Origin of the sequence: Flavobacterium plurextorum (genome assembly GCF_024638035.1) — a bacterium.
In the GTDB taxonomy this organism is placed as follows: Bacteria; Bacteroidota; Bacteroidia; order Flavobacteriales; family Flavobacteriaceae; genus Flavobacterium; species Flavobacterium plurextorum.
Genome location: NZ_CP100442.1, coordinates 2,163,278 through 2,186,736 on the forward strand (window position 1 = coordinate 2,163,278; position 23,459 = coordinate 2,186,736).

The following is a 23,459-nucleotide window of genomic DNA, read 5'->3' on the forward strand; positions in this document are numbered from 1 at the left end:
TTATATGCCAGCTTTAAACTTTGTTTAAAGCTGGTTTTGTACTTGAGATGATGACAAACCCTAATAGAGAGCTTAATTTAGTCCAAAACCGCAATCGCATCAGAAAATTTTCAACGATTTCACCCTTGGAAAATCGCATAAAAAAGAAACAAATATACAATGACTAAAGTATTAAAATTCCTTTTGATTATACCATTAATTTCTTTCGGTCAAGAAAAAAGCGAAACTAAATCCGTCTATCCAAAGTATATTGGAGACATCGAATTTAATGCAGAAATTGACAATAAAGATTTTGAGTTATGTAATCCAAAACATATTTATCAATACTTTAATATGGGCGATGGTTTGGTATACGAAGGAGATAAATTAGCCATTGAAAAAGAGTTTGCTGAAAAATATAAATCAGAAATCATTAAAAACGAAACAGGGTTAATCCGAATTAATTTTGTTGTTAACTGCAAGGGAAAAACAGATAGATTTCGTTTGATTTCTATGAACGAAAATTATGAAGAGAAAGTTTTTGTTCCCTCAATAACAGAACAACTTATGAGTATTACAAAAAACTTAAAAGGTTGGAAAGAGAAAAAATACAAAGGAGTTGACTATTATCAATATTTGATTTTCAAAATAGAAAATGGACAATTAAAAGAAATATTACCTTGAAAAACTTAATTTACTTATTCTTGCTTTGTCCAGTTTATTTATTTTCTCAACCAAATTGTAATGCTTTTTTGTACGTAGGCGACACCTTGCAATACAAAGCCTGTATTGAGGCAGAAAAAATAGAGAAACTGTATCAATTTCAAAGAGAGTTTCAAGAAGTTCTGGATAATGCAATTGAAATTTGTCCAAATTTTGCATATGCGTACAGAGAAAAATCAACAGCGTATTTAAAAAGCGGGGACTTTTTAACCTGGAAAAAGTTAATAGACAAAGCAGTTGATTTAGATTATAGTTTAAATTTAGGTTATCGTGCTTGGTGTCGTTATCAATTTTTTAGAGATTATAAAGGCGCAATTAAAGACATTGAAAAACTGGATAGTTTGGCAAATTACAACATAGGATATTCAACAAATGGAGATTATCATTTGAACATAACAAAAGGGATTTGTTATAGTGCAATTAATCAAAAGAAAAAAGCAATTAAAATATTCAACGAACAATTAAAAACAAAAGATTATTCGGCTGGATTGTATGATTATTATCAATTAGGTGTAACGTATTATCAAGTTAAAGATTATAAGAATGCTTTAAAAGCATTTGAAAAACAAACAAAGATAAATGAGTTTGCAGACAATTCTTATTATAAATGTAAGGTTTATAAAGTCTTACAAAACCAAAAAGAATATAAAAAGTATAAAAAAATTGCCTTAGAGTTGTATGCTGAAAATAAAAAAATGTTCGATCCTTATACGCGACATTTTAATAGTGTCTATTACGAAACAATTAAAAATGAATAATCCGCTATATCGTCAAGAGGCTTGACATTGTGCGGAATTAGGGAGAACAATAATAATAAAAAATCAACTTAAAAAAATATCTATGAAAACTACTCTGTCTGTAATACTTTTCTTTTTTATGTGCACTATCTCTGCACAAACGTCGACTCAACTTATTGGTAAATGGCAACTGGTAAAACTAACAAAGAATGGGAAAGAGAAAAGTATAAAAGAAAAATTTAAAAGTGATCAGGTTTTCCAGGTCTTTAGTGAGGATGGAAAATTTATGGGAATTGTTGGGGATAAGAGTACAAAAGGTAAATGGAAATTATCAAAAAACAATGAGGTGCTCACAGTGGTTGTTGATCTTATATCTGTGAAATTTCAAATAGAATATTTTGACAGTGAAAAACGTATTATAACAAATGATCAGTTGGGAACATTGGAATATAAAAAAGTAAATTAATTATCTACTATATGAAAAAACAATTATTACTTTCAATCTTTATTGTATTTGGTTTTGAATACAAAGGGATCGCCAGTGCCAGTATATCGTATCAGTTTTAGAAATTATGATTTTGTAACTTGATTTAATATTATCTTTCATCCTTAAATGCACTTGGGCAATATTGATCAATAAACATTTTTTTTATTCTCTAAACAACGTAGTTTTTTCTTTTTTAAAAGTTAAATATAAATGAAAAAAGCTTCAGAGAAATCTGAAGCTTTTTGTTTGTATAACCACTCCTATAAATACCAAAAGTATCAATCAAATTTAAAACCCTTAATAGTTTGTACTGGAAAAATTATATATTTGAAAGTAAATAATGTATGAAAATTATCATATATATCTACTGAGATTTGTATGGTTTTATCACACACATAAATAAGTTAGCAGTTAGTCCGTGATGACGAAAACAGATAATCAGAAACGAAGAAAAAATCATGAAGAAAGAATTTCCAATTATAAAAACCGAAAGACTTTTACTGCGACAATTTGCAGATAGTGATCTTGAAAATGTTTTCAAAGGACTTTCACATCCAGAAGTTATTAAATATTATGGCGTGAGTTTTCAAACATTGGAAGCAACTAAAGAACAAATGCTTTTTTTTGCTGACCTTAAAAAAAATGAAACAGGAATTTGGTTTGCTATTTGCTCGGCAGATAACAAAACATTTTACGGTGCGGGTGGATTAAATAATTTAAGTAAAGAACATAAAAAAGCAGAAATCGGTTTTTGGTTAATTTCAAATTTTTGGGGACAAGGAATTATGAAAGAAGCAATGCCGTTAATTTGTAATTATGGATTTGACAACTTAGAACTTCACAGAATTGAAGGATTTGTTGAGTCGGAAAATATGAATTGTAAAAATGCAATGGCAAAACTTGACTTTCAATACGAAGGGACTATGAAAGACTGTGAAATTAAAAATGGCAAATTTATAAGTCTTGATATTTATGCTAAAATAAAAGATAATTTAATAAAGCCTGAGTAAGAAATCAAGTTTAAAAAAGGTCATCTGTTTATTTGTCTGATATATTAAACTAATTTAAGATAGATAAGTAGGATATCGTTAAACATATTTACAAGTTATGCCTAATTATAAAAGTAACAACATAATGACAATTAAGAACATTTTAGCAACACTCATTCTGACAATTTCTAGCTTGACAATTTTTGCTCAAGACAAAGTAACAGGAGAGCTAAAAACTTTATCTGACGATAAACAATTTGATAAAATTATCGAGCAACATGCATCTAAATCTAAAGATTACTCCGCAAAATCGTTGTATTATATTGGGTTAGCTTATTATATGAAAGAAGACGATAATAACTGTATCAAGTTTATGAATTTATCCATAGATAAAAATCCGAAAGACCCTGCACCATTTTACATTAAAGCATCTACTTTAAATTATATGCAGAAATATGATGATGCTATAAAAAGTTTTCAATCAGCAATTAATTTAAAATCGGATGATCCAGAATTTTATAGTGGACTTGGAGATTCCTACTATAATTTAGAAAAATTAGATCTAGCATTAGAGGCATATAAAAAGGCAACGGAACAAAAGAATTGTCCAGACAGACCTTATTCATTTATAGCTCAAATTTATTCTGATCAGAAAAATAACGACAAAGCTTTAGAGGCATTTTATACAGCAAAATCAAAAATTGATAGTAAATCAAGTTCATATTTAAATGCAGTATTCAACATCGGACTTCTAGAATCTCTAAAAGGCAAATATGATAAAGCGGAATCCGCTTTTGTTGAACATTTACAATTAGACCCCGCAGACTATCACACTTATGCTAAACTTATTCAAATATATTATTTTAGAAAAGAATATGACAAAGCAAAACCATACAAAGATAAATTGTATGAAGCTCACAAGAAAAACCTACTTAAAGACAATTTAAAAGATATGTTTTGTTACGACCAATTCAAATGGAATGGCAAATTAATCCAAGCTTTCGAAAGATACGAAGAAGGTTCAAAAGACATATACAATAAGCATTTATTCTATGTTGTAAATCAAGATGACAAAATTGAATATAGAATTCAAACAGAGTTTTCTCCAATTTCAGTAGAACAAGGAGGTTCAAAATATTTACTTTGCAGAACAAAAGGAGATACGCATTCAACGTTCAACATTGGTTTTAACGACAACTTCAAATATGATGACTTGAAGAAAAGTGTTATTGATATACTTGAAGAAAAAGTTAAACCAACGGCAACTACAAGACTAACTAAATAACAAGGATAACGGGGCATAACAGCTACTATCCCGCAGGCACGAGTGTTCTGCTCGAGAACACAACGAAATGTTGACAAAGAGGGATTTTATTAAGATAGTTCAAAACAAAAAAAAAGCTTCAGATTTCTCTGAAGCTTTTTTGTTATAGTAGTATCTCTGTTTGAATTAATGTATTTTTATAAAAGCTTATTTCGTGATTAGTTTTTCAAGTCTTGCCATCATTTCATCTTTTTCTTTCAGCATACGCTCGTACAATGCGATTTTCTCATCATATAATTGAATAATTTTATCAACGGGATTGAAAGAAGGTTGGTAGCTAAATCCAGAAGCGACTGCATTATCTTTAAAATCTTGGAATGAATAAGTATTCGAAATGATATTTATTGCTTGCTCTTCATCAAAATTCTGAAAAGCTTCCACAGGAATTTTTAATATATCTGAGATTTGATTAAGTATATCATCTTCAATTAAATCTTTTTGCTCTAACATAGAAATTTTCTTCTGATTCCAGTCATTTCCTAGGTCAAAAGCCAATGCTTCCTGTTTGATGCCAAGCATTTCTCTGAAGCGTTTTACGTTTCTTCCCTGATGTATTTTCTGTTCCATAATGAATGTTATTTTTCTGAAAGTTCAAAGATAAAGCTATCCAGACTAAAAAGTATTAATTTCAAAGATAAAAAAAACATCTCATAGAAGTGTTTTTTTTGTCAGATATTATGTTCAAATTTGAGTTGAATTATCTTGCTGAATTTTGAGCTTTTGTGTAAAAATATTTTAAAACAAGATAGGTAAATCCGTTACTTTCGGGTTGTAAATTTTCCTCTATATCTTACAAAATAGAGTGTTGCTGTTTTTTGCTTTTAGCAATGCTTTATACCATTTTCGGATTAATTTTTTATTATTAAAATAGATACATAAAAATGATTTTTATGACTTATAATCGGTATAGATTCGTTTAACAGATTTTGTAAAAGAGACAATGATGTTTTTTTAATCTGTAGTAATGGTATTGTTAATAATTGTTGAAGTTATTTTACATAAAATTGGAAGTTGAAGATTGTTAAGCAAAAAAACTTATTAAAATTGTAAGATTTTATCGAGATATGTTTGAAAATTTTATAATTTTATATAAAATATAAAACATTTCGTATGAAAAAATTTAACATTTTATCGGTTGTATTTTTTATGGTTGTTTTTGGCAGAGCCCATGCTCAAGACACTAGAACAGATTTTCACACAGTAGGAATTACAATTCCCACAGTCGCTATTGTGGATATTGAACCAGCGTTGTCAAAAAATATTACGATGGCTTTTACTGCTCCCGTAGAGGCAGGTTTGCCTATTGTAGCTCCTGCTAACAATGCTAGTTTGTGGCTCAATTATTCTTACATTCCAACAACAAGTGCAAAAACGGCTAAAGTATCTGTCAAAATGGATGCGGTTGTACCTGGATTAGATGTAAGAGTTCAGGCGGCTACAGCTGCTGGATCAAATGGAGGTGGAACACTTGGAACTATTGCCGGCAGTGCAATTACTCTTACTGCTGTTGACCAACAAATTGTATCAGCAATTGGAGCTTCATATACCGGAGATGGTGCTTCAAACGGACACAATTTGACTTATTCATTACATGCTAATAATTACACGAGTTTGTTTGCCTCTACACCTTCGGTAACAGTTACTTATACTATTAGTGAAAACTAAAAGCAGTATTTTTTGCAAGATCTTTGAACAAAAATAGTGTCGCTTAAGTAAAATCAGGAGGCACTTTTTTTGTTTACCCCAACTACCAGAATATCTTAACTACCTACTACAATGACTTTAAAAAAAACACTCTTTTTTATTGCAGTCTTCTTTGCGTATACTAATTTATTCGCAAGTATTGTTATTACCAATGGTTTGACACATAATTACAGACTAAAAGAAGGAACACTGCAAAAAGGAATTATCACAATCGAAAACACTTCTGATATTCCTCAAAATGTAAGGCTTTATCAACAAGATTATAGCTATAACGCGACAGGTGCTTCATTTTATGAAGACTATGGAAAAAATAAAAGGAGCAATCTTAAATGGATTAAATTAAATACTGATTTATTAAAAATAGAAGGTAAAGGTAAAGCTAGTGCATCTTATGAAATCATTATTCCAGAAAACACTTCTGGCGGCAGCTTTTGGAGCGTTGTAATGGTCGAGCCTGTTGATGATATTGTACCAAATAATGTCAAAAATGGTATTCAGTTGCGAACACTCATTCGCTACAGCATTCAGATCATTACAACAAATGAAAAACCAGCAAGTGCTTTAATGACTTTTGATGCTATTGATTTAAAGAAAATTTCGGGAAAGAATATTTTGGAACTTTCAATTTCAAATAATGGAGAAATATTTCATCTTGTTGAAGCCTCCATCGAGATATTTGATAGTAAAGACGGCAGTAATAAAGGAAAATTTAAGAGCGATATTTTGAGTTTACTGCCCAACAATTCCAAACTATTTGCTATAGATTTAAGTTCAGTTCCCGCTGGAAAATATAATGCTTCAATACTCGCGAGTAGTAGTGATGATCATGTTTTTGGAATAAATATTGAACTAAATATACCAAATGAATAAAATAATAATTATATTATTATTTATTATTCCTTATTTTTTTCAGGCGCAAAACCTCGCGGTTAATTTAGTAAACCAGAACGAGTTTCTTACTCCAGGAAAAGTACAAACATTGGTTTTTAAGATTACTAATCCATTTTCAAAAGATATTTTGGTTACGCCAAAAGTTACGCTTCCAAAAGGCTGGATTTTAGCTGCTGCTCCTTATGATATTGATTTAGCAGCAAATGAAACTAAAATATATTTAGCCGCTATTCAAGTACCAATTAATTCATCAAAAGGTAAAGACAGCATACATTTAATTATTAATGATAAAACAAATACTATTTTGTATTCTCAAGATTTTGCGTTAATGGTAAGTCAAGTAAAGCGGATAACATTAGATGTTATTTCTACGCCAAGCTACGTAAAAGCCGGAGATACTATTCATAGTTTTTTTATTCTAAAAAATGAGGGAAACGTTGAAGAGAATATCTTTATTGAGACCTCTGCAGCGACTTTTGTAAAAGGAGACAATCCTATTTTGTTATTACCCGGAATGGCAGCAACAATAAATGCTTATCAATCTACGGATCTTAAACAACCCAAACCTTCGCAAAACTTAATTAAACTTACAGCTTCTGTAAAAAGCGACACTACGCAATCTGTTTTTGCCTCGCAGATTACAAATGTTATTCCCGCTTTTCCTGTAAATGAAGATGTCTGGCTTCGTTTTCCTATTAGAGCAGCAGCAACGTATATTGGGAGGCAGCAGCGGAATGATTATGAATCTGGTTTTCAGGGAGAAATTTATGGAAGCGGAGCTTTAAATGAAGAGAATACAAAATTTCTTGAATTTAGGGCAATCGGTCCGGATCGTTTCGGATTAACTGCCTTTTCTCAGTATGAAGAATATTTTATTAATTATAAATCCAATAATTTTTATGCCCATTTAGGAGATAAGATCTTTTATTCGTCATTTTTGACCGAGTTTTCAAGATATGGGAGAGGTGTAGAACTAAGGCAGAAATACAAGAAGTTAGAGGTAGGTGGTTTTTACAATAAACCACGTTTTTTTAAAGACATTAAAGAAGAGATCAATGTTTATGCTAAAGTGAATTTTAATGCCAAAAATAATATACGTTACGGATATTTATTGAAACGAAAAGATAGTCACCAAGAGGATCATTTGCATTATGTTTCTGGTGAGACAAATGTTTTTGATAAAATTGGTATACAAGGAGAATATGCTGTTAGTAATAACGAAAAAACACAAGGAACTGCATGGCAGCTGCAAGCTCAAACTTATTTTAATGATCTAAATGTCAATGTGAGTTATATATATGCATCTCCTCATTTTTCAGGTTATTATACAGATACGCAGTTTTTTACTTCGAATGTTAATTATCGGATTTTGCCCAAGCTGAATCTTTCTGCTAATTATCAAAAGGATGCGAGAAATTTTGAAAGAGATACGCTCTATGGTGCGGCTCCATTTAGAGAAGCTTTTCAAATAGGAATGCGTTATAACTATTTAAAAAGTGGTGCGGTTTCTTTGTTTAGCGGAACTCAGGAATATGAAGACAGAATGGAGCGTAAACAGTTTTTTTATAAAGAAAGATTTAATCGTATTGAATTAACTCAGGATATTTATAAATTTTCGGTCAATTTTCAAATGTTTTTTGCAGAAACAACTAATTTTTTGATTAATTCAACGGGTAAAACATCAATACAAACTGCAAACGTCAGCTATAATTACAAACGAAATTCTATAAGTCTTTATGGCAGTTATTCTACCGTGAGTCGATATGCAGCCAAGGATGAGAAGCTGTTTTTATATGGAGGACGCATAAATGCTGCTATTTATGATCGCTGGTATCTGAGTTTATTCTATCAAAATACATATTATCTTGAGGAATATTATAGAGATAGAAATCTTCTGGAACTGGCATTAAATTACAGAATATCACCACGACAACAAATAAACATGCTTTCTAGATATGCTTTAGCACAAAAGCAATTAGAGAATAAAGATTTTTCATTTTCTGTACGGTATGCGCTGGATATTTATGCACCCATAAAAAAAGTCAAAGAGTATGGTTTTTTTGAAGGAAATATCATTGCTTTAGAGAATGCACAAATACAAGGTGTAAAACTTCATTTAGGGCCTTACTCAGCTATTACTGATGAAAGAGGTCATTTTTTGTTTAAAAATGTAAAACCCGATACTTATTTTCTTGAGATAGAACAAGGAACACTGGGGGTAAAAGATATTACAGATATTGATATTCCTGCTAAAGTCACAATAGCAGAAGGAGGAAATTATCTCGATTTTGGTATTACAAAAGCCTCAAATATAAAAGGAATTATAATGCTCGATGACAAAGATATTGCCGACAAAGAACAAAGTATAATTGTCGAAATAACATCAGATAATCAGGTTTTTAGAAAAATATGTAAAATAACCAAAACTTTTGATTTTACCTATCTAAGACCAGGAGATTGGAAGTTAAAAGTATATCGAAACGCATTAGACAGCAAATATAAAATTCTTACTGATGATATAAATTTGACACTTAACCCTAATGAAGATAAGCAGGTTCAGATTAAGATAAATAAAACAGAAAAAGAAATAAAATATTTGCAAAAACCAATGAGAGTAGGTTTTAACACTTCAAAAGATAAAAAATGATTTTTAATTCGATTCAATTTGTTTTTGGGGTATTGCTGTTTTTTTGTGGTACTTTTTTTCTTTCAGCACAAACGTCTGGAAACCGTAATATTAATATAAATCTTTCAGAAGTTGCATTACTTGATGTTGAACCAAGTATGACTGCTATTTCTTTTAGCTTTTTGCCTCCAACAGAAGCGGGTCGTCCGCTGACGATTCCTGCTGTTAATACCACAAAATGGTTAAACTATACCTCTGCTAAAAAAACAACAACGCCGTCCAGATTTATTACTGCCCAAATTGATCAGTCCTTTACGGGACTTTTTGTAAAGCTTCAAGCCGCTGCTGCTGCTGGTAGTGGAGGAGGTATTCTTGGGACTTCGGCTGGTAAAGTTACATTAACCACTTCGCCTACTACAATTATAACGGGTATTGGTGGTGCTTATACAGGAAATGGCATTAATAACGGACACTTGCTGAATATTTCTTTAGAAGTTGATGATTATAAGAAATTGGTACAAACAACGAGTAAAATAATTACGATAACCTATACTATTAGTAACTAAAAAGATGGTGAAACAATCCTGTATAAAAAATCGAATAAATGCATCTATCAACTTATTGCTTTTAGCGTGCGCTTTATTAGTGTGTATAACGGCTAAATCTCAAACGATTACAGTGGGAGGTACAGATTGGAGTCCTGTTATTCCAACCATTACAGAAGCAGGATCTGATTATGCAGGAACCTATGAAAGTACCTCTACTCAAATGAGTTTAAGTTTGACGGTGCCGCTTCTTTTAGGTACGGGTAAGATTTCAGTACGATATGAACCCAATCCTACTTGGAATAATGCTCTAAAAATTGATGTAAGAAAACTAAATAACGGATCAGGATTATGTGTGCTTTGCAGTATGACTCCAAATCAAGCGACGCCTTATCAGGAGGTTCTTACGAATGATACAGAGTTATTTAGAGTAGTTGCTGTTTTATCATTAGCAGAAGTAACTAATATTGGATTAAACCTTCGAGTGCGTGGAGTGTCTGTTACAACTCCGGTTGATAACTACACTGCTCGTATTGTATTTACTATTGGTCCGCAATAAAAAACGTCAGATACAAAAAAAAGCTTCAGAGAAATCTGAAGCTTTTTTTTATAGTAGCGGGAAGTATTCACTTATTTTTGTAGTATTGGTTTTTCAAATCCATTGGTGAATTTCTCAAAATGCTGAGCGATTTCTAGTAATTTCTTATCCGTCCATTTTTTGGAATGTATTTGTATTCCTACCGGCATTCCGTTTTTCTTTTTCCCTATCGGAATAACAACTATTGGATGTCCCGAAAAGGCAGTCGTAAAATTAAACGAAGCGATGGCTTTAGTATAGCCTATTTTTTTATCATTAACAGTAAATGGTTTTCCTGCATTTTGATGTTTATAGGCCTCAAAGGAACAAACAGGTGTAATCCAAACGTCATAAGTTGTCAAAAAAGAATTATAAATTTTAGAAAAATCATCTTTATAATCAATTGCTTTTGCATAGTTAATATTGGTCAAACGTTGTCCTAAAGCCATTCCTTTTGCCCACAAATGGTCTCTGTATTTTAGACGAATAAATGCATACATAAAGCTGGCTAATAATGGTACTTTAGGATTGTTAATTCCTATTTCAAATCCAATAATTTTACTGCATTCTAAATAGGCTTTTTCTTCATTATATTTTGGGTGATCAATAGTTAAAATGTGATTTTCATTTTTGATTTTGACTATAAAGTTCCTGAACAATTCTAAATATTCTGCATCAACTTCTGTATCATTTATGGTTTCAGAATAAGCAATTTTTAAAGATTGTTTATCCCATTCACTATTGTTTAGGTTGATAGGTGGCAGTTCAGCTAGTTCATATTTCGTGTTATTTCCTAAAACTTCCATCATTAGAAGTAAGTCTGTTGCATTTTTTGCAAAGGGACCAGGAGTAATAATATGTCGCCTGCCTTGTGGTTTGTTTTTTACTTTGAGATGACCTCTATTAGAAAGAAAATTTTCGGATGGACGCAAACCACAAATGCCATTAAAATGAGCGGGAACTCTTATCGATCCACCAGCATCAGCTCCTAATTCCAAAGGGCTAAACCCCGAAGCTACCGCAACTGCCGAACCACCAGAACTTCCTCCTGCGACTCTCGTAATATCATAAGGATTATTGGTTTGTCCGTTCCAAAAATTAGTACTTTGCCAGTCAATGCAATAAAGAGCAGTATTTGTTTTTCCAATAATAATAGCTCCTGCGTCTTTCAATCTTTTAACCAATTCGGCATCTTCTGTGGCAACAAAATTTCTTGAGAAAGGATCTCCATTTGAATTTTTTAATCCCTCTGCCAAGAAGCTGTCTTTTATCGTTATTGGTAATCCGTGAAGAAGTCCAAGACTTTTTCCTTGTTCAATATCCAAATCTTTATCCCTTGCTTCATTTAAAATTTCTTCTTTTTCTCTTAAATCTGAAATGGCATTAATTCTAGGGTTAAACTTTTCAATATGATTTAGAAAAGCGGTTACAGTTTCTTCTACTGTTATTTCTTTGGCTTTTATTTTTTTTATGAGCTCTGTTGCGCTTTCAAATACGATATTTTTCATTGTCTTTTTTTGCAAAGTTCAATGAAATATACTTGTCTCTTTTTGACAAATATCAAAATCATCTTTTATTTTTCAGCTCTAATTCTACTTAATGTTTCCTGCGTGATACCTATATAAGATGCAATGTAACCTAAGTTCACTCTTTGTTGAAGTGAAGGGAATTTGTTGTTTAGTTTTGCATAACGTTCTTTTGCTGAGTGAAAAAGTAAATCTTCAATACGTTCAGCAATATCAATGTAGATAATTTCTAAAAAAATACGAGCATATTTTTCGTAATGAGGCTTATCTTCTAATAATTTTTTCCAATCATCATAATTAATATAAGACAAAGTTGTATCTTCTAATAATTCAATATTATAACGACTTTTTTTTCTTTGGATAAAACTGTCAATAGCTGTTATAGTCGTATTTTCTATTGCAAAATGAGCAGTAATATCTTTGGCATCCTTATAGTAATATGCTCTTGCCAATCCTTTGTGCAAAATAAACAATTTACTGCAAATGGTTCCCTCACGATGTAATAAGTACTTGCTTGGTAATTCCTGAAAAGTCATTAGTTTATTAAAATCTTCCAAGAAATCTGATGAAATTTGATCAGAAAAATTTAGGTTGTCGAATATCAATTTTTGTTATTTTGGATTAATGTTGTCCGTTCCTCAAAGAGTTCTTATGATTGCTTTACGAATGTCTCCTGACTTCGCACCTGCTTTTATTTTATAAATCTAATGAATAAAAACAAAAAAAGCTTCAGAGAAATCTGAAGCTTTTTACTTGTAGCCTAAACAGGACAATTCTCGAACCATTTTATTGATGATTTAAAAAAAATGAGATATTTAGTAAATGATTAATAGAAAAATAACTCAACTGCAGTTCTTCGTCTAGTTTACATAATAATTTTATGCTTTATTTTTTTTGTTCATTTTTTTCCTTTAATCTTTTCGCATTCTTTAGGCTGTTATTAAGCATCCACTCAATCTGACCATTGACACTACGAAATTCATCATTAGCCCATTTTTCAATTGCTTTCATCGTTTCTGAATCAATCCTTAATGCAAATGACTTTTTTTCAGACATCTTTTTATTGATTTAAAGTACCGGTATTTATTACAGGTTTAGTTTCACTATCGCCACAAAGTACTACCATTAAATTGCTTACCATTGTTGCCTTTTTATCCTCATCAAATTCTATAACTTCTTTATCTGCTAATAGTTTTAAAGCACTTTCAACCATACCTACGGCACCTTCTACAATTTTATGACGTGCAGCAACAACAGCCGATGCTTGTTGTCGTCGTAACATAGAATGAGCAATTTCAGGAGCATAGGCTAGATATCCAATTCTTGATTCTATTACTTCTATTCCAGCAATTTCTAATCGTTGCGTAACTTCGTGTTCAAGTGCTTTGTTTACGTCATCAAAATTAGTACTTAATGTTACGGTTGCTCTCTCATCTTCAAAATGGTCATACGGAAAAGAACCTGCAAGTTTTCTAACAGCCGAATCCGTTTGAATTCTAACGAATGCCTCATAGTTATCAACTTCAAACGTGGACTTAAAGGTATCTTTAACTTTCCAAACTAATATAACACTAATTAAAATAGGATTCCCCATTTTATCATTAACCTTAATTTTTTCGCTTTCAAAGTTTCTTGCACGCAAAGATAAACTAGTTTTATTATAAAGAGGGTTTACCCAAAATAAACCACTTTGCTTAATACTTCCTTTATAGTCTCCAAATAACAATAGGACTTTTGAGCTGTTGGGACCTATTACAATAAAACCCTTTGCCAAAACAACAGATAGCAGAAGTGCAGCCACTGCTAATATCATGTTGTTTGAGATAAAACCATAAAGTGTTAGTGCAATTGAAAATAAAAGGATAATAAAAACCAAATAACCATTAAAGGGTGTTAAAACTTTTTCTGTTTTCATAGTGAGCAATATTTAAATGATATTAAATTGATATCATAAAGATATATATTATTTTAATACAAAAACAAAATTTTATATAATTTAGAAGTTTTGAAAAAGAGAAAAGTTAGAATTAAAATATTTATAATCTTAACAAACAGATTTGTAATTTGGGTATGTAAAGAAAATTTAAAAAGTACTTAAAACAAAAAAAGCTTCAGATTTCTCTGAAGCTTTTTACTTGTAGCGGGAACAGGACTCGAACCTGTGTCCGCCGCGGCGGATATGAGTGCGTCGAGCTATAAGTTTAAGATGATATTTTTAATGAATTCTCTCCCTATTCCTGTTTTTAAGTATTTTTCTCTTTTCATTGCTTCAGATTTAGAGCTGAAAAATTCAATATGAATAATTGTCCAAGGTCTGAATTTTATGGTGTAACCTTTTGTTGCAAGAAGATTATGAGATTTGAATCTTTCAATTAAATTAGAAGTAAAGCCAGTGTAATTTTTATTAAATTTTTCTGAATAAAGAATGTAAACTACAAATTCTTCCATAATACAAAATGTTATAAACAAAAAAAACACCAGCTTTTTCAAGTGGTGTTTTTCTTAGTAGCGGGAACAGGACTCGAACCTGTGTCCGCCGCGGCGGATATGAGTCTGTCGAGCTATAAGTTTAAGATGATATTTTTAATGAATTCTCTCCCTATTCCTGTTTTTAAGTATTTTTCTCTTTTCATTGCTTCAGATTTAGAGCTGAAAAATTCAATATGAATAATTGTCCAAGGTCTGAATTTTATGGTGTAACCTTTTGTAGCAAGAAGATTATGAGATTTGAATCTTTCAATTAAATTAGAAGTAAAGCCAGTGTAATTTTTATTAAATTTTTCTGAATAAAGAATGTAAACTACAAATTCTTCCATAATACAAAACGTTATAAACAAAAAAAAACACCATCTTTTTCAAGTGGTGTTTTTCTTAGTAGCGGGAAGCATTCAATTATCTAACCATTTTATTGAAGATTACTATATAATTATTGCACTTGCATCTTAAAAATATACATAGGATAATCTTTAACTTTTTTGGATATCTTTTATAGATAAAAATAGTTAAAAAGGCGCTTATAAAGCGCCTTCATCAGCAAAGGAGTAGTAGGATTCGGAAGTTATAATTAATGAATCCAGTAAGGTGATGTCAAGGAGCCTTCCTGCTTCTTTTACTTTTCGAGTTATCTGTTTATCGGCTTCAGAGGCTGTTAGGTTTCCTGAAGGATGATTGTGGATCATCATCAAAGATGTGGCATTTGCCTTAAGAGCTGCTGAGAATATTAATCTAAGATCTACAACAGTTCCTGCAATTCCTCCAGAAGAAATTTCGTAAATACCAAGTGCTTTATGAGCGTGATTCAAAAGCAATACTTTGAACTGCTCGAAGAATTCTATTTTATTATAATCCCAAGCTGAAAGCATTAGTATATATGCATCTTTTGAAGATTTGATTTGTGGTCTTTCAGAGTTTTTTACTTTTGTTTTGTAGATCAGTTCAATTTCAGATACAGTCTGCCAGTTTTGATTTAAAGTTTCCATAGTTTCTATATTTTATATTAATTATGGAACATTCGCTGGGAATCGCTCAGCAAGCGCAAAAAGCAACGCAATAAAGCAGGAATTTTTTCCTGCATTTATGGGGGAATTTTTTGCTAGCGCCCGCAGGTGATTCCCGAACTTTGTGACGAAATTAAATAAGATTAAGAAGAATAAAGAGCCGTTTGATTACCTAATTTTAATAGTGAAAGATCACTATACTATGAGTGAAGAAAAATTAAACTCTTCGATGATTAAAATATAAAACTTTGAAGGGAATTGATAATTGCACGATCTATCAAAATTCAGCTTATTTTATTACTCTTCTTTTGTCTTTATACTCATTTTGAGATTGATCTTAATTTATTATTTTAGTAGTTAAATTGCATAAGTATGAGATGGGAAGCCAAAATTATTACTCATAAAAAAGAAAAAAGAATTGCAGTGTATTTTGAAAAAAATGCCGAATTAATAGTTCGAATAAAAAAGCTAACAGGTTCTCGCTGGAGTCAAACTTTGGGAGTTTGGCACCTTCCTGATACGGTTGAAAATAGAGAGCGATTTCATTTGGCACCTCCCTCTTATTCCTTACCATCAGAAGACGGCATTGAGCAAATCGAAAAATTCAAACAAATACTGCGTTCCAAACGTTACAGCGAAAACACTGTTACGACTTACAGCGAAGCCCTGAAATCTTTTTTGGTTTTCTACCGGGAGAAAGCGGTTGCCGAAATTACGAACGAAGATGTGATTGTATATAATAACGAGTATATCTTAAAGAATAATCTTTCGGCTTCTTACCAAAACCAAATCGTTAATGCTATTAAATTGTTTTTTCAAACCATTCGAGAAACCAAGATGATAGTGGATAAAATTCATCGTCCCAAAAATGCCAAAACCCTACCTAATGTTTTGAGCAAAGAGGAAGTCAAATTGATTTTGAATGCCCATAGTAACATCAAACACAAAATGATGCTTTCGCTGATATACAGTTGTGGCTTGCGCTGTGGTGAATTATTAGCGCTTAGACCTGTTCATATCGATTCTAAAAGAAATATTGTATTGCTTAAAAACTCCAAAGGGAAAAAAGACAGAATTACACCTTTATCTCCTAAAATTTTAGAAATGCTTCGGGAATACTATGTCTTATTTAAACCCACAACCTATTTGTTTGAAGGTGCAAATCCTGGTGAGCCCTATTCAGAAAAAAGTTTGCAAAGTGTATTAAAACAAGCACTCAAAAAAATTGGCATAACAAAACCTGTAACTTTACATTGGTTGCGCCATAGTTTCGCTACACATTTACTTGAAAGCGGAACTGATTTAAGGTATATTCAAGAACTATTAGGCCATCAAAGCAGTAAGACCACCGAAATTTACACCCATGTTAGTACGAAAAGTATTCAACAAATAAAAAGTCCGTTTGATGATTTATGAAATAAAAATCCTATTTTTGAAAAGAAATAATACTGACAATTGTCAGACATAGCGACCCAATTTGGGGTAGATAAGTCGGACGTAGTCAGACATATATACAAGTTATAGCCAATGCCACAAACGACAAACAGACAATAAATTTAAACGGTTTATTTCCTTTAACAATTAATAAAATGGCAAATATATTTCTCATACTACTTTTGGCTTCACCTTTTCTGTTATGAGCAACATATCTAATGACTGCAAAAAGTAAATCGTTTTGGAAAATATTTACCGCCCATACAATTGTTTTTATTGTTTATATGACTTTTGTAATCAACTATTCAAATCTACTGACAGGACACGATGAATATGGACTTGGACAACTTGGACTTGGAATAGTATTTATTATTGGACACATACTAATTGGCTTAGCTCACGGCCTTTTTATAATATTTAAAAGACGACAAGCATCATAAAGGCCAAAAAAAACACTGGCTATAACAGCTACTCCTATGTAAAGCATCGTAAAGTTATTCACAACTTTTGAGAGGGTTATATGTTGGTTATTTTTCGAGTATAAAATTCCGTTCCAACGGCTTGTTGAAAAAGTTGGAAATCAACTTTTTGTCCGCCGAAGGCTAAGGACTGAAAAAGTTATTCTAACTTTTTCAATAATGCCAAGAATTTTGATCTCTTTTTATTTCATAGTCTTTCTTTTATAATTCTTAAAACTCATACTCCTATATGTGGTTCTCTTTTTTAGAACGAGACCACCAGCATCTGTTTGATTGTAAGAATAAAAATAGCTGCCTGCTACAAAATGTGGCTTCGTTTTATAGAACCACCTTGGCTGTTTTACAGTCTATTTTCTATCATGGTTGAGCTTTTTTAAGAACATTATTTTTATTTTTCTAACACTAAATTTCTATTGATTTGATAAGGTGTTTCCGTTTTAATTACCGAGAGTATTCTTCGTGCCATTTTATGAGCAACTTTAACGATGATACTCTTCACGTTCTTACCTTGATGTTTGCGGTAATATTGCTGCATTTCGGCATCTTTTCTAATGGCAATCCAAGCGGCTTCCACTAAATAACTCCTTAATTGTGAACGGCTTCTAGGGGTTATTCCCAAACACTTTTCCGAACCACCGCTATTATAAATTCCAGGTACTAATCCGATGTAAGAGCTAAATTGTCCCTCGTTATTGAATCGGCGTAAATCGCCACATTCAGCCAAAATTACACTGGCCAGATACCCACCAATTCCCGGAATGCTCCTCAGGAGATTATAATCTTTCTTATGGGTTTTTCTGCAATGTGAACGCATTTGATTGGCAATTTCTAAATACTCTGACCTAACAAATTGATACATTCGTATTTTGCCCTGCAATGCCAATTCTCCGCAGCTGGTGCTGAATTTTATATTTTCCACCCATACCATAAAATCTTTGGTCCAATTTGAATTATCAAATTCTTTAGGTATTGCTATCCCATGAAAGAGCAACATACTTTTGATATGCAATTTACTTTGTCGGAGTTTCTTGGTGACTTGCGTTCTATGGCGAGCCAAACTCGTAAACTGTTCGTGTTCTTCCGTAGGAATATAAACTCCCCTGAGAACACCAGCCTTTAATTGATTGGACAGATTTCTGGAATCTAACGCGTCTGTTTTTTGATATCTTTCCTTGTCTGATGTCTTGACATCCGATGGATTGACTACCAAAACGTGCCAACCTAAGTTTAAAAAATATCGTGCTGCAGAAAACCCGCAACAACCTGCTTCGTAAACTAGATCTACATCGTGATTAGGAAATGTTTGATCCACATATTGAAATAAATCCTCGGCAACAGAAGGCATCGAGTACGTTCTGTGAAAAAACAAATCAGTTTGGATGGAAACGCTCCAGCTTTTTTTGTGAATATCTAAACCAATGAATATCTTTGGTTTTATTAAGGCATCTTGTAATGGCATAATCTTCGTTTTTAGTAACTCTAAGTTATGCTTTTACATAGATGCTACAACGGATTTGGGCAATTAACTTATGGATATGCAAACAAAAAGTAGAAAAAAAGTTAAGAATGAAAACACACACGCGCTAACTTTTTCAAATTCCTTTTCGCAAGCTTCTTTTTCTCTTTTGCTTAAGTTGTTTTGGAATGTAATCATTTGTATTTTCAGGACGCAGTAAAATATCAATAGGATTCGTTTTTAAATAATCTTCTGGTTTCAAATTTTGGGTGTTTTCTGAGAAAAAAGAAATTGATTTTTGATAATGTTTTTCATGGTTAAGAATGTTTTGCTTACAACTTTCCAAAATTCCTTTTGCGCTAAATTCCTTTCCCAAGCTGCTTCCGTTGAAAACACAGTGAGTTACGTGATCGACGTAAGTTATCCCGAAAATCTGTAAATCTTTACTTTTTCGTAAAACCACATGAATGCCTTCTCGTTCAAGTCTAGCTTTTAATTTATCGGGAGATGTTATTCTCTCATCAAAGAAAGCCCGTCTTATAGCATTTTTAAGATGGCTTTTTTGTGATTCTTTTTTTATCTCATTAGCCTTAAATCTTTCTTCAAGAAATTTCAATGTTGGTTTACTGTAAAAATCACTTGCTTTAATCGGTACCCCAATTGGTTTGCAATTTTGATCAAGTATTTTGTAAAGCACCCCATTATTTTTAAAAACTCTGGATTCTTCACCTCCTCTGTCGGCATGAATATTATACTGGTTTAAAACAGCATTGAGTTCAGGAAGGCTTGAATATTTATATTCAAATAAAATCTTGTTTAAAACTGCGTTAATAGCCTTTTTAGATTCTACTTTTCCGTATTTTATTCTATGGTTTACAATTGGTTGTAAAGAAAATTGTTCTTTTACTTTTCTTCCTTCAGCTTTCACAAGTCCAAATGATTCTTCGATTTCTTTTCTTGCTGGTTCTGATTTTCTAATGCCTAGCAAATGCAAATCAATTCGCTTGCCATCTCTTTGAATATTATTAGAAACTAGATGCAGATGTGGATGACCTGCATCATGATGCTGATAAATTAAATACGGTTGTTTTCCGAAACCTATTTTTTCCATGTAAGTATTTGCAATCTGGATTAGTTTCTCTTTAGAATGATTTTCCGACGGATCAAAATTCAAGGATATATGAACCGTATTTCGTTTTGCATTTTCGTTCAATGATGCCAGCTTCAGAAAACGATTCAGTTTTAAAGAGAACGTTAATTTTTCTAATTCCAAAGGATAGTTTTCCGCACTGATGCACTCAGCAACTCCAATTTTAACCTTATTCTCGTTGTAATTAAGAATGCTGTTAATGGAATGACTTGTTTTTATAACTGCAACCATTGCTCCGATATTTTTTGAGTGTGGCTACTTATTTCTTCCATTTTTTCAGAAAGTCTTTTTCTTTCAATATCAAACCAAAAAAGTTGTTGCTTAAATTCAGGAATGAATTTAAGAGTATTAACCTTTCTGGCGATCTGATTAATATTGTTTCCTATTGCTCTTAGTTCGGTAGTAAGAACAATGGTTTCTTCCATCAGATCATCTAAGGATTGGTTTCGATAAGTGGTTACAATCGGTTTATTAAATAAATGTTTTCGAATATGATCGCTTAGTTTTCGGCAGGTGCTTGCTCTAAATTTGCTTTCGATTTTTGCATACTCTTCAGGTGTAAATCTTAACCCGACAATTCGTGTTCTGTTTGAATTTTCTCTTTTCATCATGTTTCATTTTCATTGTTTTCAAACTCTTTTCTTTCTAGTGTCTCCACCACCGAGTTCCGAGGTAAAGGGTGGCAAGATAGGCGGTTGTTAAACAACCGTTCATCTTGCTGATCACAGGAACGAGGTGATCTCTGGAGATTTTTAAAAGCAGGCTTCTAATTTAGGAAAAATATTTATATGTATCATGCGCAAAATATGGTCATGATGGCTGTAGGCTGTTACAATGGATAAATGCTTAAAAAAGAAAAAGGGAAAAAAGAAAGCAGTCTCAAATTGGACAATCAGACAGCTGAAGTGCTATAAGTCCCGAAGGGCGGATTTTTTGAGGGACGAGAAAAATACGTTATGGGCACTTCTCTGGCTCTGTCCAATATCTTGCTTTTCTTTTTTCTTTTGGCTTATTTATAATGTGAAGCAGTTAAATTATTCGTATTAAGGATAAACACTGCTTAAAAGTTTTATGGTCACATTATGTCCATGACTTTGATTGAAAAGTCTCTTATATTTGTTAGGGGCTGAAAAATGATTTTAATAATCATAAGTAAATTTTACTTATGAACCTCAATGAATTAGGCTTTATATTTGTAGTATCCCCACCAAATTTTGATCAGGGTAAAATGAAAAAAGTGTTTTAACTTTATAGCGGATAGTGATTGTGGAATAAAAAAGACCGAGGCTCGGTCTTTTTTTAATGAAGAGGAATTGTATAATGAAAAACAGAGCAACGGATGAGAGAAGAAGAATCACCCGAGGGAAAACTTTTGTAAATTTACAAATTGAAAAACAAGGAGTTAGATTCTGTGAAGGAGAAAGTGGTATTTGTGATGCAGAAGAAAAAACTAAAACAAATGATGGAAAATTAACAGTTGAAGAATTAAGAAGATGCAGAGGTTTTGAAGAAATTTCAGAATCGGAGGGGAATGAGATAATCGAAAGCTTATTTCAATTGGCAGTGATTGTATATAATTTTAAAAAGTAGATTATGGGGATTGAAAGTTTTAAGAAATTTCAGAAAGAAAAATTAGCCCAAAAGGCTGAGGTAAAAGAAATCTGGGGATACACAAGGGTAAGTTCCAAATTACAGTTAGTAAACAACAGCCTAGAAGAACAGCGCATAGAAATAATACAGTTTGCTTCCAAAAACGGCTATACGCTCAAAAATATGCTTGGAGGGACTTATGAAAGCGCTTCGGGAGATTTTACCAGAAAAGAGTTTACAAGATTATTGGAAGAGGTCAAAAGCGCAAAACAGAAGCCTTTTGCAATAGCTATAAAATTTATAAGCAGGTTTTCCAGAACAGGAGGCAACGCCATTACCATCGTTCATGAGCTGGTGGACAAGCTTGGCGTGCATTTAATCGAAACTTCTTCTGGTCTATGCACCAATGACGAGTACAGCAAGCTTGATATTTACAGCAAGCTTTTAGATGCCAGAAGAGAAAACATGGACAGGCTTGAAAAAACAATTCCAGGCATGAAAGCACTGCTCAGAGCAGGAAACTGGCTTGGAAAAGCTCCTAGGGGTTACACGATGAGAGGAAAGAAGGTTGGGGATTATTCCTTAATGCAGGAAAAACAGTCTATCACGATCAATCTGGAGGGAGAGATTTTAAAAAAGGCTTGGAAATGGAAGCTCGCAGGAGAGAGGGATTTTGTAATAAGAGAGAAACTAGAAAAGCTTAATTTAAATATTACAAAACAATCACTAGGTTCTATGTGGAGAAATCCATTTTACTGCGGAATATCTGTCAATGCATTGCTTGACGAGCCAGTGAAAGGAAACTGGACAGGTTTAGTTAGTGAGGAGGATTTCCTAAAAGTTGACAGAATGCTTTCTGAAAGTAAAGTGCCAGTAAAAGAATACTCTAAAAGCAAGATCAATGAGTTTAGACCTCTTACAGGATTTTTAAGATGCGAATGCGGAAGCCTTCTCACAAGTTATGTGGTAAGAAAAAAGAATGCTCATTACTATAAATGCCAGAAATGCAGAAATGCCAGTTTTAACGCATTAACAACATCACATTCAAAAACAGAAGGATTAAATGATTCTTTTGAAAAGCTGTTATCAAAATATACATTAAGTTCTCAATTTGTAGAACCTTTTAAATTTCAGCTGAATAAACTTTTTGCGATTGTGGAAAATGAAGGCAGGGAGGAAATGAAAGGTCTGCTTTCAAAGAAAAAAGATTTGGAAGCTAAAATCGAAAATCTCGATAAACGCTATTTTGAAAATCCGAATTTCGGAGATGAAAAATACAATAGATACTCGCTTCAGTTTGATATGGAATTAAAAGAAGTTGAGCTTCAGATTACGGCAAACAGCAAAAAAATATCTAACCACAGCAGGCATATCGATAAAGTAATAGAGAAAGTTACGAACATCAATAAATACTGGAAAGAAGGCGATATTGACAGTAAGATAAGAATCCAGAATCTGGTATTTCCAGAAGGATTGTCAATTAGGTCTGAAAACAGGGAATATCTAACTGGAAGAGTAAACTCGATTTTTGGATTAGTCCAAACGTTTACAGGCATTGACAGAGGCAGTAAAAAACAAAAAACCCATCAAAAATTTGATGGGTCATTCTCTGTAGCGGGAACAGGACTCGAACCTGTGACCTTCGGGTTATGAGCCCGACGAGCTGCCTACTGCTCTATCCCGCGATGTTTCGGGTGCAAAGATACGCCGATTTTTTAGAAATCCAACGAAAACTTAAAAAAATG

Annotated in this window: 24 protein-coding genes and 1 tRNA gene; 13 read left to right on the forward strand and 12 right to left on the reverse strand. The window is 32.3% G+C overall.

The window, feature by feature from the left end; translation table 11 throughout:
- The first annotated feature begins 159 nt into the window (after nt 1-159).
- The 5 genes from NLG42_RS09615 to NLG42_RS09635 all read left to right on the forward strand — a co-directional run bounded on the left by NLG42_RS09615 (nt 160) and on the right by NLG42_RS09635 (nt 4,200).
- Entirely contained in the window at nt 160-663 is a 504-nt protein-coding gene (locus NLG42_RS09615) for a hypothetical protein (protein ID WP_257683620.1), read from the forward strand.
- Complete coding sequence (locus NLG42_RS09620; protein ID WP_257683621.1) at nt 660-1,460, forward strand: tetratricopeptide repeat protein; 801 nt, start codon at nt 660-662, stop codon at nt 1,458-1,460. Before NLG42_RS09615 ends, NLG42_RS09620 begins: the two co-directional genes overlap by 4 nt.
- 82 nt (nt 1,461-1,542) lie before the next feature.
- Nucleotides 1,543-1,905, forward strand: coding sequence for a lipocalin family protein (locus NLG42_RS09625; protein WP_257683622.1), 363 nt, complete (start codon nt 1,543-1,545; stop codon nt 1,903-1,905).
- 479 nt (nt 1,906-2,384) lie between these two features.
- Entirely contained in the window at nt 2,385-2,936 is a 552-nt protein-coding gene (locus tag NLG42_RS09630) for a GNAT family N-acetyltransferase (protein ID WP_257683623.1), read from the forward strand.
- 124 nt (nt 2,937-3,060) lie between these two features.
- Nucleotides 3,061-4,200 carry a tetratricopeptide repeat protein gene (locus tag NLG42_RS09635; protein WP_257683624.1) on the forward strand — a complete coding sequence of 380 codons (1,140 nt, stop codon included), beginning with the start codon at nt 3,061-3,063 and terminating at the stop codon, nt 4,198-4,200.
- A 186-nt stretch (nt 4,201-4,386) separates the two neighbouring features.
- Here NLG42_RS09635 and NLG42_RS09640 read toward each other — a convergent pair whose 3' ends face one another.
- The gene (locus tag NLG42_RS09640) at nt 4,387-4,806 is read right to left on the reverse strand and encodes a helix-turn-helix domain-containing protein (RefSeq protein ID WP_099720144.1); all 420 of its coding nucleotides are present in this window, start codon (nt 4,804-4,806) and stop codon (nt 4,387-4,389) included.
- Nucleotides 4,807-5,349: 543 nt separating this feature from the next.
- On the opposite strand from NLG42_RS09640, the gene NLG42_RS09645 reads away from it, so the two are divergent.
- The 5 genes from NLG42_RS09645 to NLG42_RS09665 all read left to right on the forward strand — a co-directional run bounded on the left by NLG42_RS09645 (nt 5,350) and on the right by NLG42_RS09665 (nt 10,564).
- Nucleotides 5,350-5,904: a hypothetical protein gene (locus NLG42_RS09645; RefSeq protein WP_089059848.1), complete on the forward strand. Its 555-nt coding sequence runs from the start codon at nt 5,350-5,352 to the stop codon at nt 5,902-5,904.
- A 111-nt stretch (nt 5,905-6,015) separates the two neighbouring features.
- Complete coding sequence (locus NLG42_RS09650; protein WP_099720143.1) at nt 6,016-6,813, forward strand: hypothetical protein; 798 nt, start codon at nt 6,016-6,018, stop codon at nt 6,811-6,813.
- On the forward strand, nt 6,806-9,481 hold the full coding sequence (locus NLG42_RS09655; protein ID WP_257683625.1) for a COG1470 family protein: 2,676 nt from the start codon (nt 6,806-6,808) through the stop codon (nt 9,479-9,481). Before NLG42_RS09650 ends, NLG42_RS09655 begins: the two co-directional genes overlap by 8 nt.
- Nucleotides 9,478-10,026: a hypothetical protein gene (locus NLG42_RS09660; protein ID WP_257683626.1), complete on the forward strand. Its 549-nt coding sequence runs from the start codon at nt 9,478-9,480 to the stop codon at nt 10,024-10,026. The genes NLG42_RS09655 and NLG42_RS09660 overlap by 4 nt, the downstream gene beginning before the upstream one ends.
- 4 nt (nt 10,027-10,030) lie before the next feature.
- A complete protein-coding gene (locus NLG42_RS09665) occupies nt 10,031-10,564 on the forward strand; it encodes a hypothetical protein (protein ID WP_257683627.1) in 534 nt (177 codons plus the stop codon).
- A gap of 71 nt (nt 10,565-10,635) precedes the next feature.
- On the opposite strand, the gene NLG42_RS09670 is transcribed toward NLG42_RS09665, so the two are convergent.
- The 7 genes from NLG42_RS09670 to NLG42_RS09700 all read right to left on the reverse strand — a co-directional run bounded on the left by NLG42_RS09670 (nt 10,636) and on the right by NLG42_RS09700 (nt 15,587).
- The gene (locus NLG42_RS09670; RefSeq protein WP_257683628.1) at nt 10,636-12,090 is read right to left on the reverse strand and encodes an amidase; all 1,455 of its coding nucleotides are present in this window, start codon (nt 12,088-12,090) and stop codon (nt 10,636-10,638) included.
- 65 nt (nt 12,091-12,155) lie between these two features.
- Entirely contained in the window at nt 12,156-12,713 is a 558-nt protein-coding gene (locus tag NLG42_RS09675) for a Crp/Fnr family transcriptional regulator (RefSeq protein ID WP_099720139.1), read from the reverse strand.
- Between the two features lie 280 nt (nt 12,714-12,993).
- Nucleotides 12,994-13,164, reverse strand: a complete 171-nt coding sequence (locus NLG42_RS09680) for a type II toxin-antitoxin system antitoxin (protein WP_089352030.1) — start codon at nt 13,162-13,164, stop codon at nt 12,994-12,996.
- Between the two features lie 4 nt (nt 13,165-13,168).
- Nucleotides 13,169-14,023, reverse strand: a complete 855-nt coding sequence (locus tag NLG42_RS09685) for an SPFH domain-containing protein (protein ID WP_099720138.1) — start codon at nt 14,021-14,023, stop codon at nt 13,169-13,171.
- 278 nt (nt 14,024-14,301) lie between these two features.
- Nucleotides 14,302-14,556: a GIY-YIG nuclease family protein gene (locus NLG42_RS09690; RefSeq protein WP_089059221.1), complete on the reverse strand. Its 255-nt coding sequence runs from the start codon at nt 14,554-14,556 to the stop codon at nt 14,302-14,304.
- 113 nt (nt 14,557-14,669) lie between these two features.
- Complete coding sequence (locus tag NLG42_RS09695) at nt 14,670-14,924, reverse strand: GIY-YIG nuclease family protein (protein ID WP_089059221.1); 255 nt, start codon at nt 14,922-14,924, stop codon at nt 14,670-14,672.
- Nucleotides 14,925-15,122: 198 nt separating this feature from the next.
- Entirely contained in the window at nt 15,123-15,587 is a 465-nt protein-coding gene (locus tag NLG42_RS09700) for a JAB domain-containing protein (RefSeq protein WP_035685144.1), read from the reverse strand.
- Between the two features lie 390 nt (nt 15,588-15,977).
- Here NLG42_RS09700 and NLG42_RS09705 point away from each other — a divergent pair, with 390 nt between their 5' ends.
- On the forward strand, nt 15,978-17,021 hold the full coding sequence (locus tag NLG42_RS09705) for a tyrosine-type recombinase/integrase (protein ID WP_035685141.1): 1,044 nt from the start codon (nt 15,978-15,980) through the stop codon (nt 17,019-17,021).
- 885 nt (nt 17,022-17,906) lie between these two features.
- Here the strand turns inward: NLG42_RS09705 and NLG42_RS09710 are convergent.
- The 3 genes from NLG42_RS09710 to NLG42_RS09720 all read right to left on the reverse strand — a co-directional run bounded on the left by NLG42_RS09710 (nt 17,907) and on the right by NLG42_RS09720 (nt 20,735).
- On the reverse strand, nt 17,907-18,977 hold the full coding sequence (locus NLG42_RS09710) for an IS110 family RNA-guided transposase (RefSeq protein WP_257683629.1): 1,071 nt from the start codon (nt 18,975-18,977) through the stop codon (nt 17,907-17,909).
- A gap of 133 nt (nt 18,978-19,110) precedes the next feature.
- Nucleotides 19,111-20,355 carry a relaxase/mobilization nuclease domain-containing protein gene (locus tag NLG42_RS09715; protein WP_257683630.1) on the reverse strand — a complete coding sequence of 415 codons (1,245 nt, stop codon included), beginning with the start codon at nt 20,353-20,355 and terminating at the stop codon, nt 19,111-19,113.
- Nucleotides 20,340-20,735, reverse strand: coding sequence for a MobC family plasmid mobilization relaxosome protein (locus NLG42_RS09720; RefSeq protein WP_257683631.1), 396 nt, complete (start codon nt 20,733-20,735; stop codon nt 20,340-20,342). The genes NLG42_RS09715 and NLG42_RS09720 overlap by 16 nt, the downstream gene beginning before the upstream one ends.
- A 709-nt stretch (nt 20,736-21,444) precedes the next feature.
- Between NLG42_RS09720 and NLG42_RS09725 the strand changes: the two genes are divergently transcribed.
- A complete protein-coding gene (locus NLG42_RS09725) occupies nt 21,445-21,714 on the forward strand; it encodes a hypothetical protein (protein WP_257683632.1) in 270 nt (89 codons plus the stop codon).
- Nucleotides 21,715-21,717: 3 nt separating this feature from the next.
- Nucleotides 21,718-23,367 carry a recombinase family protein gene (locus NLG42_RS24485; RefSeq protein ID WP_413614444.1) on the forward strand — a complete coding sequence of 550 codons (1,650 nt, stop codon included), beginning with the start codon at nt 21,718-21,720 and terminating at the stop codon, nt 23,365-23,367.
- On the opposite strand, the gene NLG42_RS09730 is transcribed toward NLG42_RS24485, so the two are convergent.
- Nucleotides 23,327-23,399 (reverse strand) — tRNA-Met (locus tag NLG42_RS09730). The genes NLG42_RS24485 and NLG42_RS09730 overlap by 41 nt on opposite strands.
- Nucleotides 23,400-23,459: the final 60 nt, after the last annotated feature.

Excerpts from the sequence above, each read along its gene's own strand:
- NLG42_RS09725 (WP_257683632.1), top strand. The coding sequence starts at position 21,445 with ATGAAAAACAGAGCAACGGATGAGAGAAGAAGAATCACCCGAGGGAAA.
- NLG42_RS09685 (WP_099720138.1), bottom strand. The coding sequence starts at position 14,023 with ATGAAAACAGAAAAAGTTTTAACACCCTTTAATGGTTATTTGGTTTTT.
- NLG42_RS09695 (WP_089059221.1), bottom strand. The coding sequence starts at position 14,924 with ATGGAAGAATTTGTAGTTTACATTCTTTATTCAGAAAAATTTAATAAA.
- NLG42_RS09625 (WP_257683622.1), top strand. The coding sequence starts at position 1,543 with ATGAAAACTACTCTGTCTGTAATACTTTTCTTTTTTATGTGCACTATC.
- NLG42_RS09705 (WP_035685141.1), top strand. The coding sequence starts at position 15,978 with ATGAGATGGGAAGCCAAAATTATTACTCATAAAAAAGAAAAAAGAATT.
- NLG42_RS09655 (WP_257683625.1), top strand. The coding sequence starts at position 6,806 with ATGAATAAAATAATAATTATATTATTATTTATTATTCCTTATTTTTTT.
- NLG42_RS09700 (WP_035685144.1), bottom strand. The coding sequence starts at position 15,587 with ATGGAAACTTTAAATCAAAACTGGCAGACTGTATCTGAAATTGAACTG.
- NLG42_RS09680 (WP_089352030.1), bottom strand. The coding sequence starts at position 13,164 with ATGTCTGAAAAAAAGTCATTTGCATTAAGGATTGATTCAGAAACGATG.
- NLG42_RS09630 (WP_257683623.1), top strand. The coding sequence starts at position 2,385 with ATGAAGAAAGAATTTCCAATTATAAAAACCGAAAGACTTTTACTGCGA.
- NLG42_RS24485 (WP_413614444.1), top strand. The coding sequence starts at position 21,718 with ATGGGGATTGAAAGTTTTAAGAAATTTCAGAAAGAAAAATTAGCCCAA.
- NLG42_RS09665 (WP_257683627.1), top strand. The coding sequence starts at position 10,031 with ATGGTGAAACAATCCTGTATAAAAAATCGAATAAATGCATCTATCAAC.
- NLG42_RS09660 (WP_257683626.1), top strand. The coding sequence starts at position 9,478 with ATGATTTTTAATTCGATTCAATTTGTTTTTGGGGTATTGCTGTTTTTT.
- NLG42_RS09645 (WP_089059848.1), top strand. The coding sequence starts at position 5,350 with ATGAAAAAATTTAACATTTTATCGGTTGTATTTTTTATGGTTGTTTTT.
- NLG42_RS09650 (WP_099720143.1), top strand. The coding sequence starts at position 6,016 with ATGACTTTAAAAAAAACACTCTTTTTTATTGCAGTCTTCTTTGCGTAT.
- NLG42_RS09720 (WP_257683631.1), bottom strand. The coding sequence starts at position 20,735 with ATGATGAAAAGAGAAAATTCAAACAGAACACGAATTGTCGGGTTAAGA.
- NLG42_RS09710 (WP_257683629.1), bottom strand. The coding sequence starts at position 18,977 with ATGCCATTACAAGATGCCTTAATAAAACCAAAGATATTCATTGGTTTA.
- NLG42_RS09715 (WP_257683630.1), bottom strand. The coding sequence starts at position 20,355 with ATGGTTGCAGTTATAAAAACAAGTCATTCCATTAACAGCATTCTTAAT.
- NLG42_RS09690 (WP_089059221.1), bottom strand. The coding sequence starts at position 14,556 with ATGGAAGAATTTGTAGTTTACATTCTTTATTCAGAAAAATTTAATAAA.
- NLG42_RS09640 (WP_099720144.1), bottom strand. The coding sequence starts at position 4,806 with ATGGAACAGAAAATACATCAGGGAAGAAACGTAAAACGCTTCAGAGAA.
- NLG42_RS09670 (WP_257683628.1), bottom strand. The coding sequence starts at position 12,090 with ATGAAAAATATCGTATTTGAAAGCGCAACAGAGCTCATAAAAAAAATA.
- NLG42_RS09635 (WP_257683624.1), top strand. The coding sequence starts at position 3,061 with ATGACAATTAAGAACATTTTAGCAACACTCATTCTGACAATTTCTAGC.
- NLG42_RS09615 (WP_257683620.1), top strand. The coding sequence starts at position 160 with ATGACTAAAGTATTAAAATTCCTTTTGATTATACCATTAATTTCTTTC.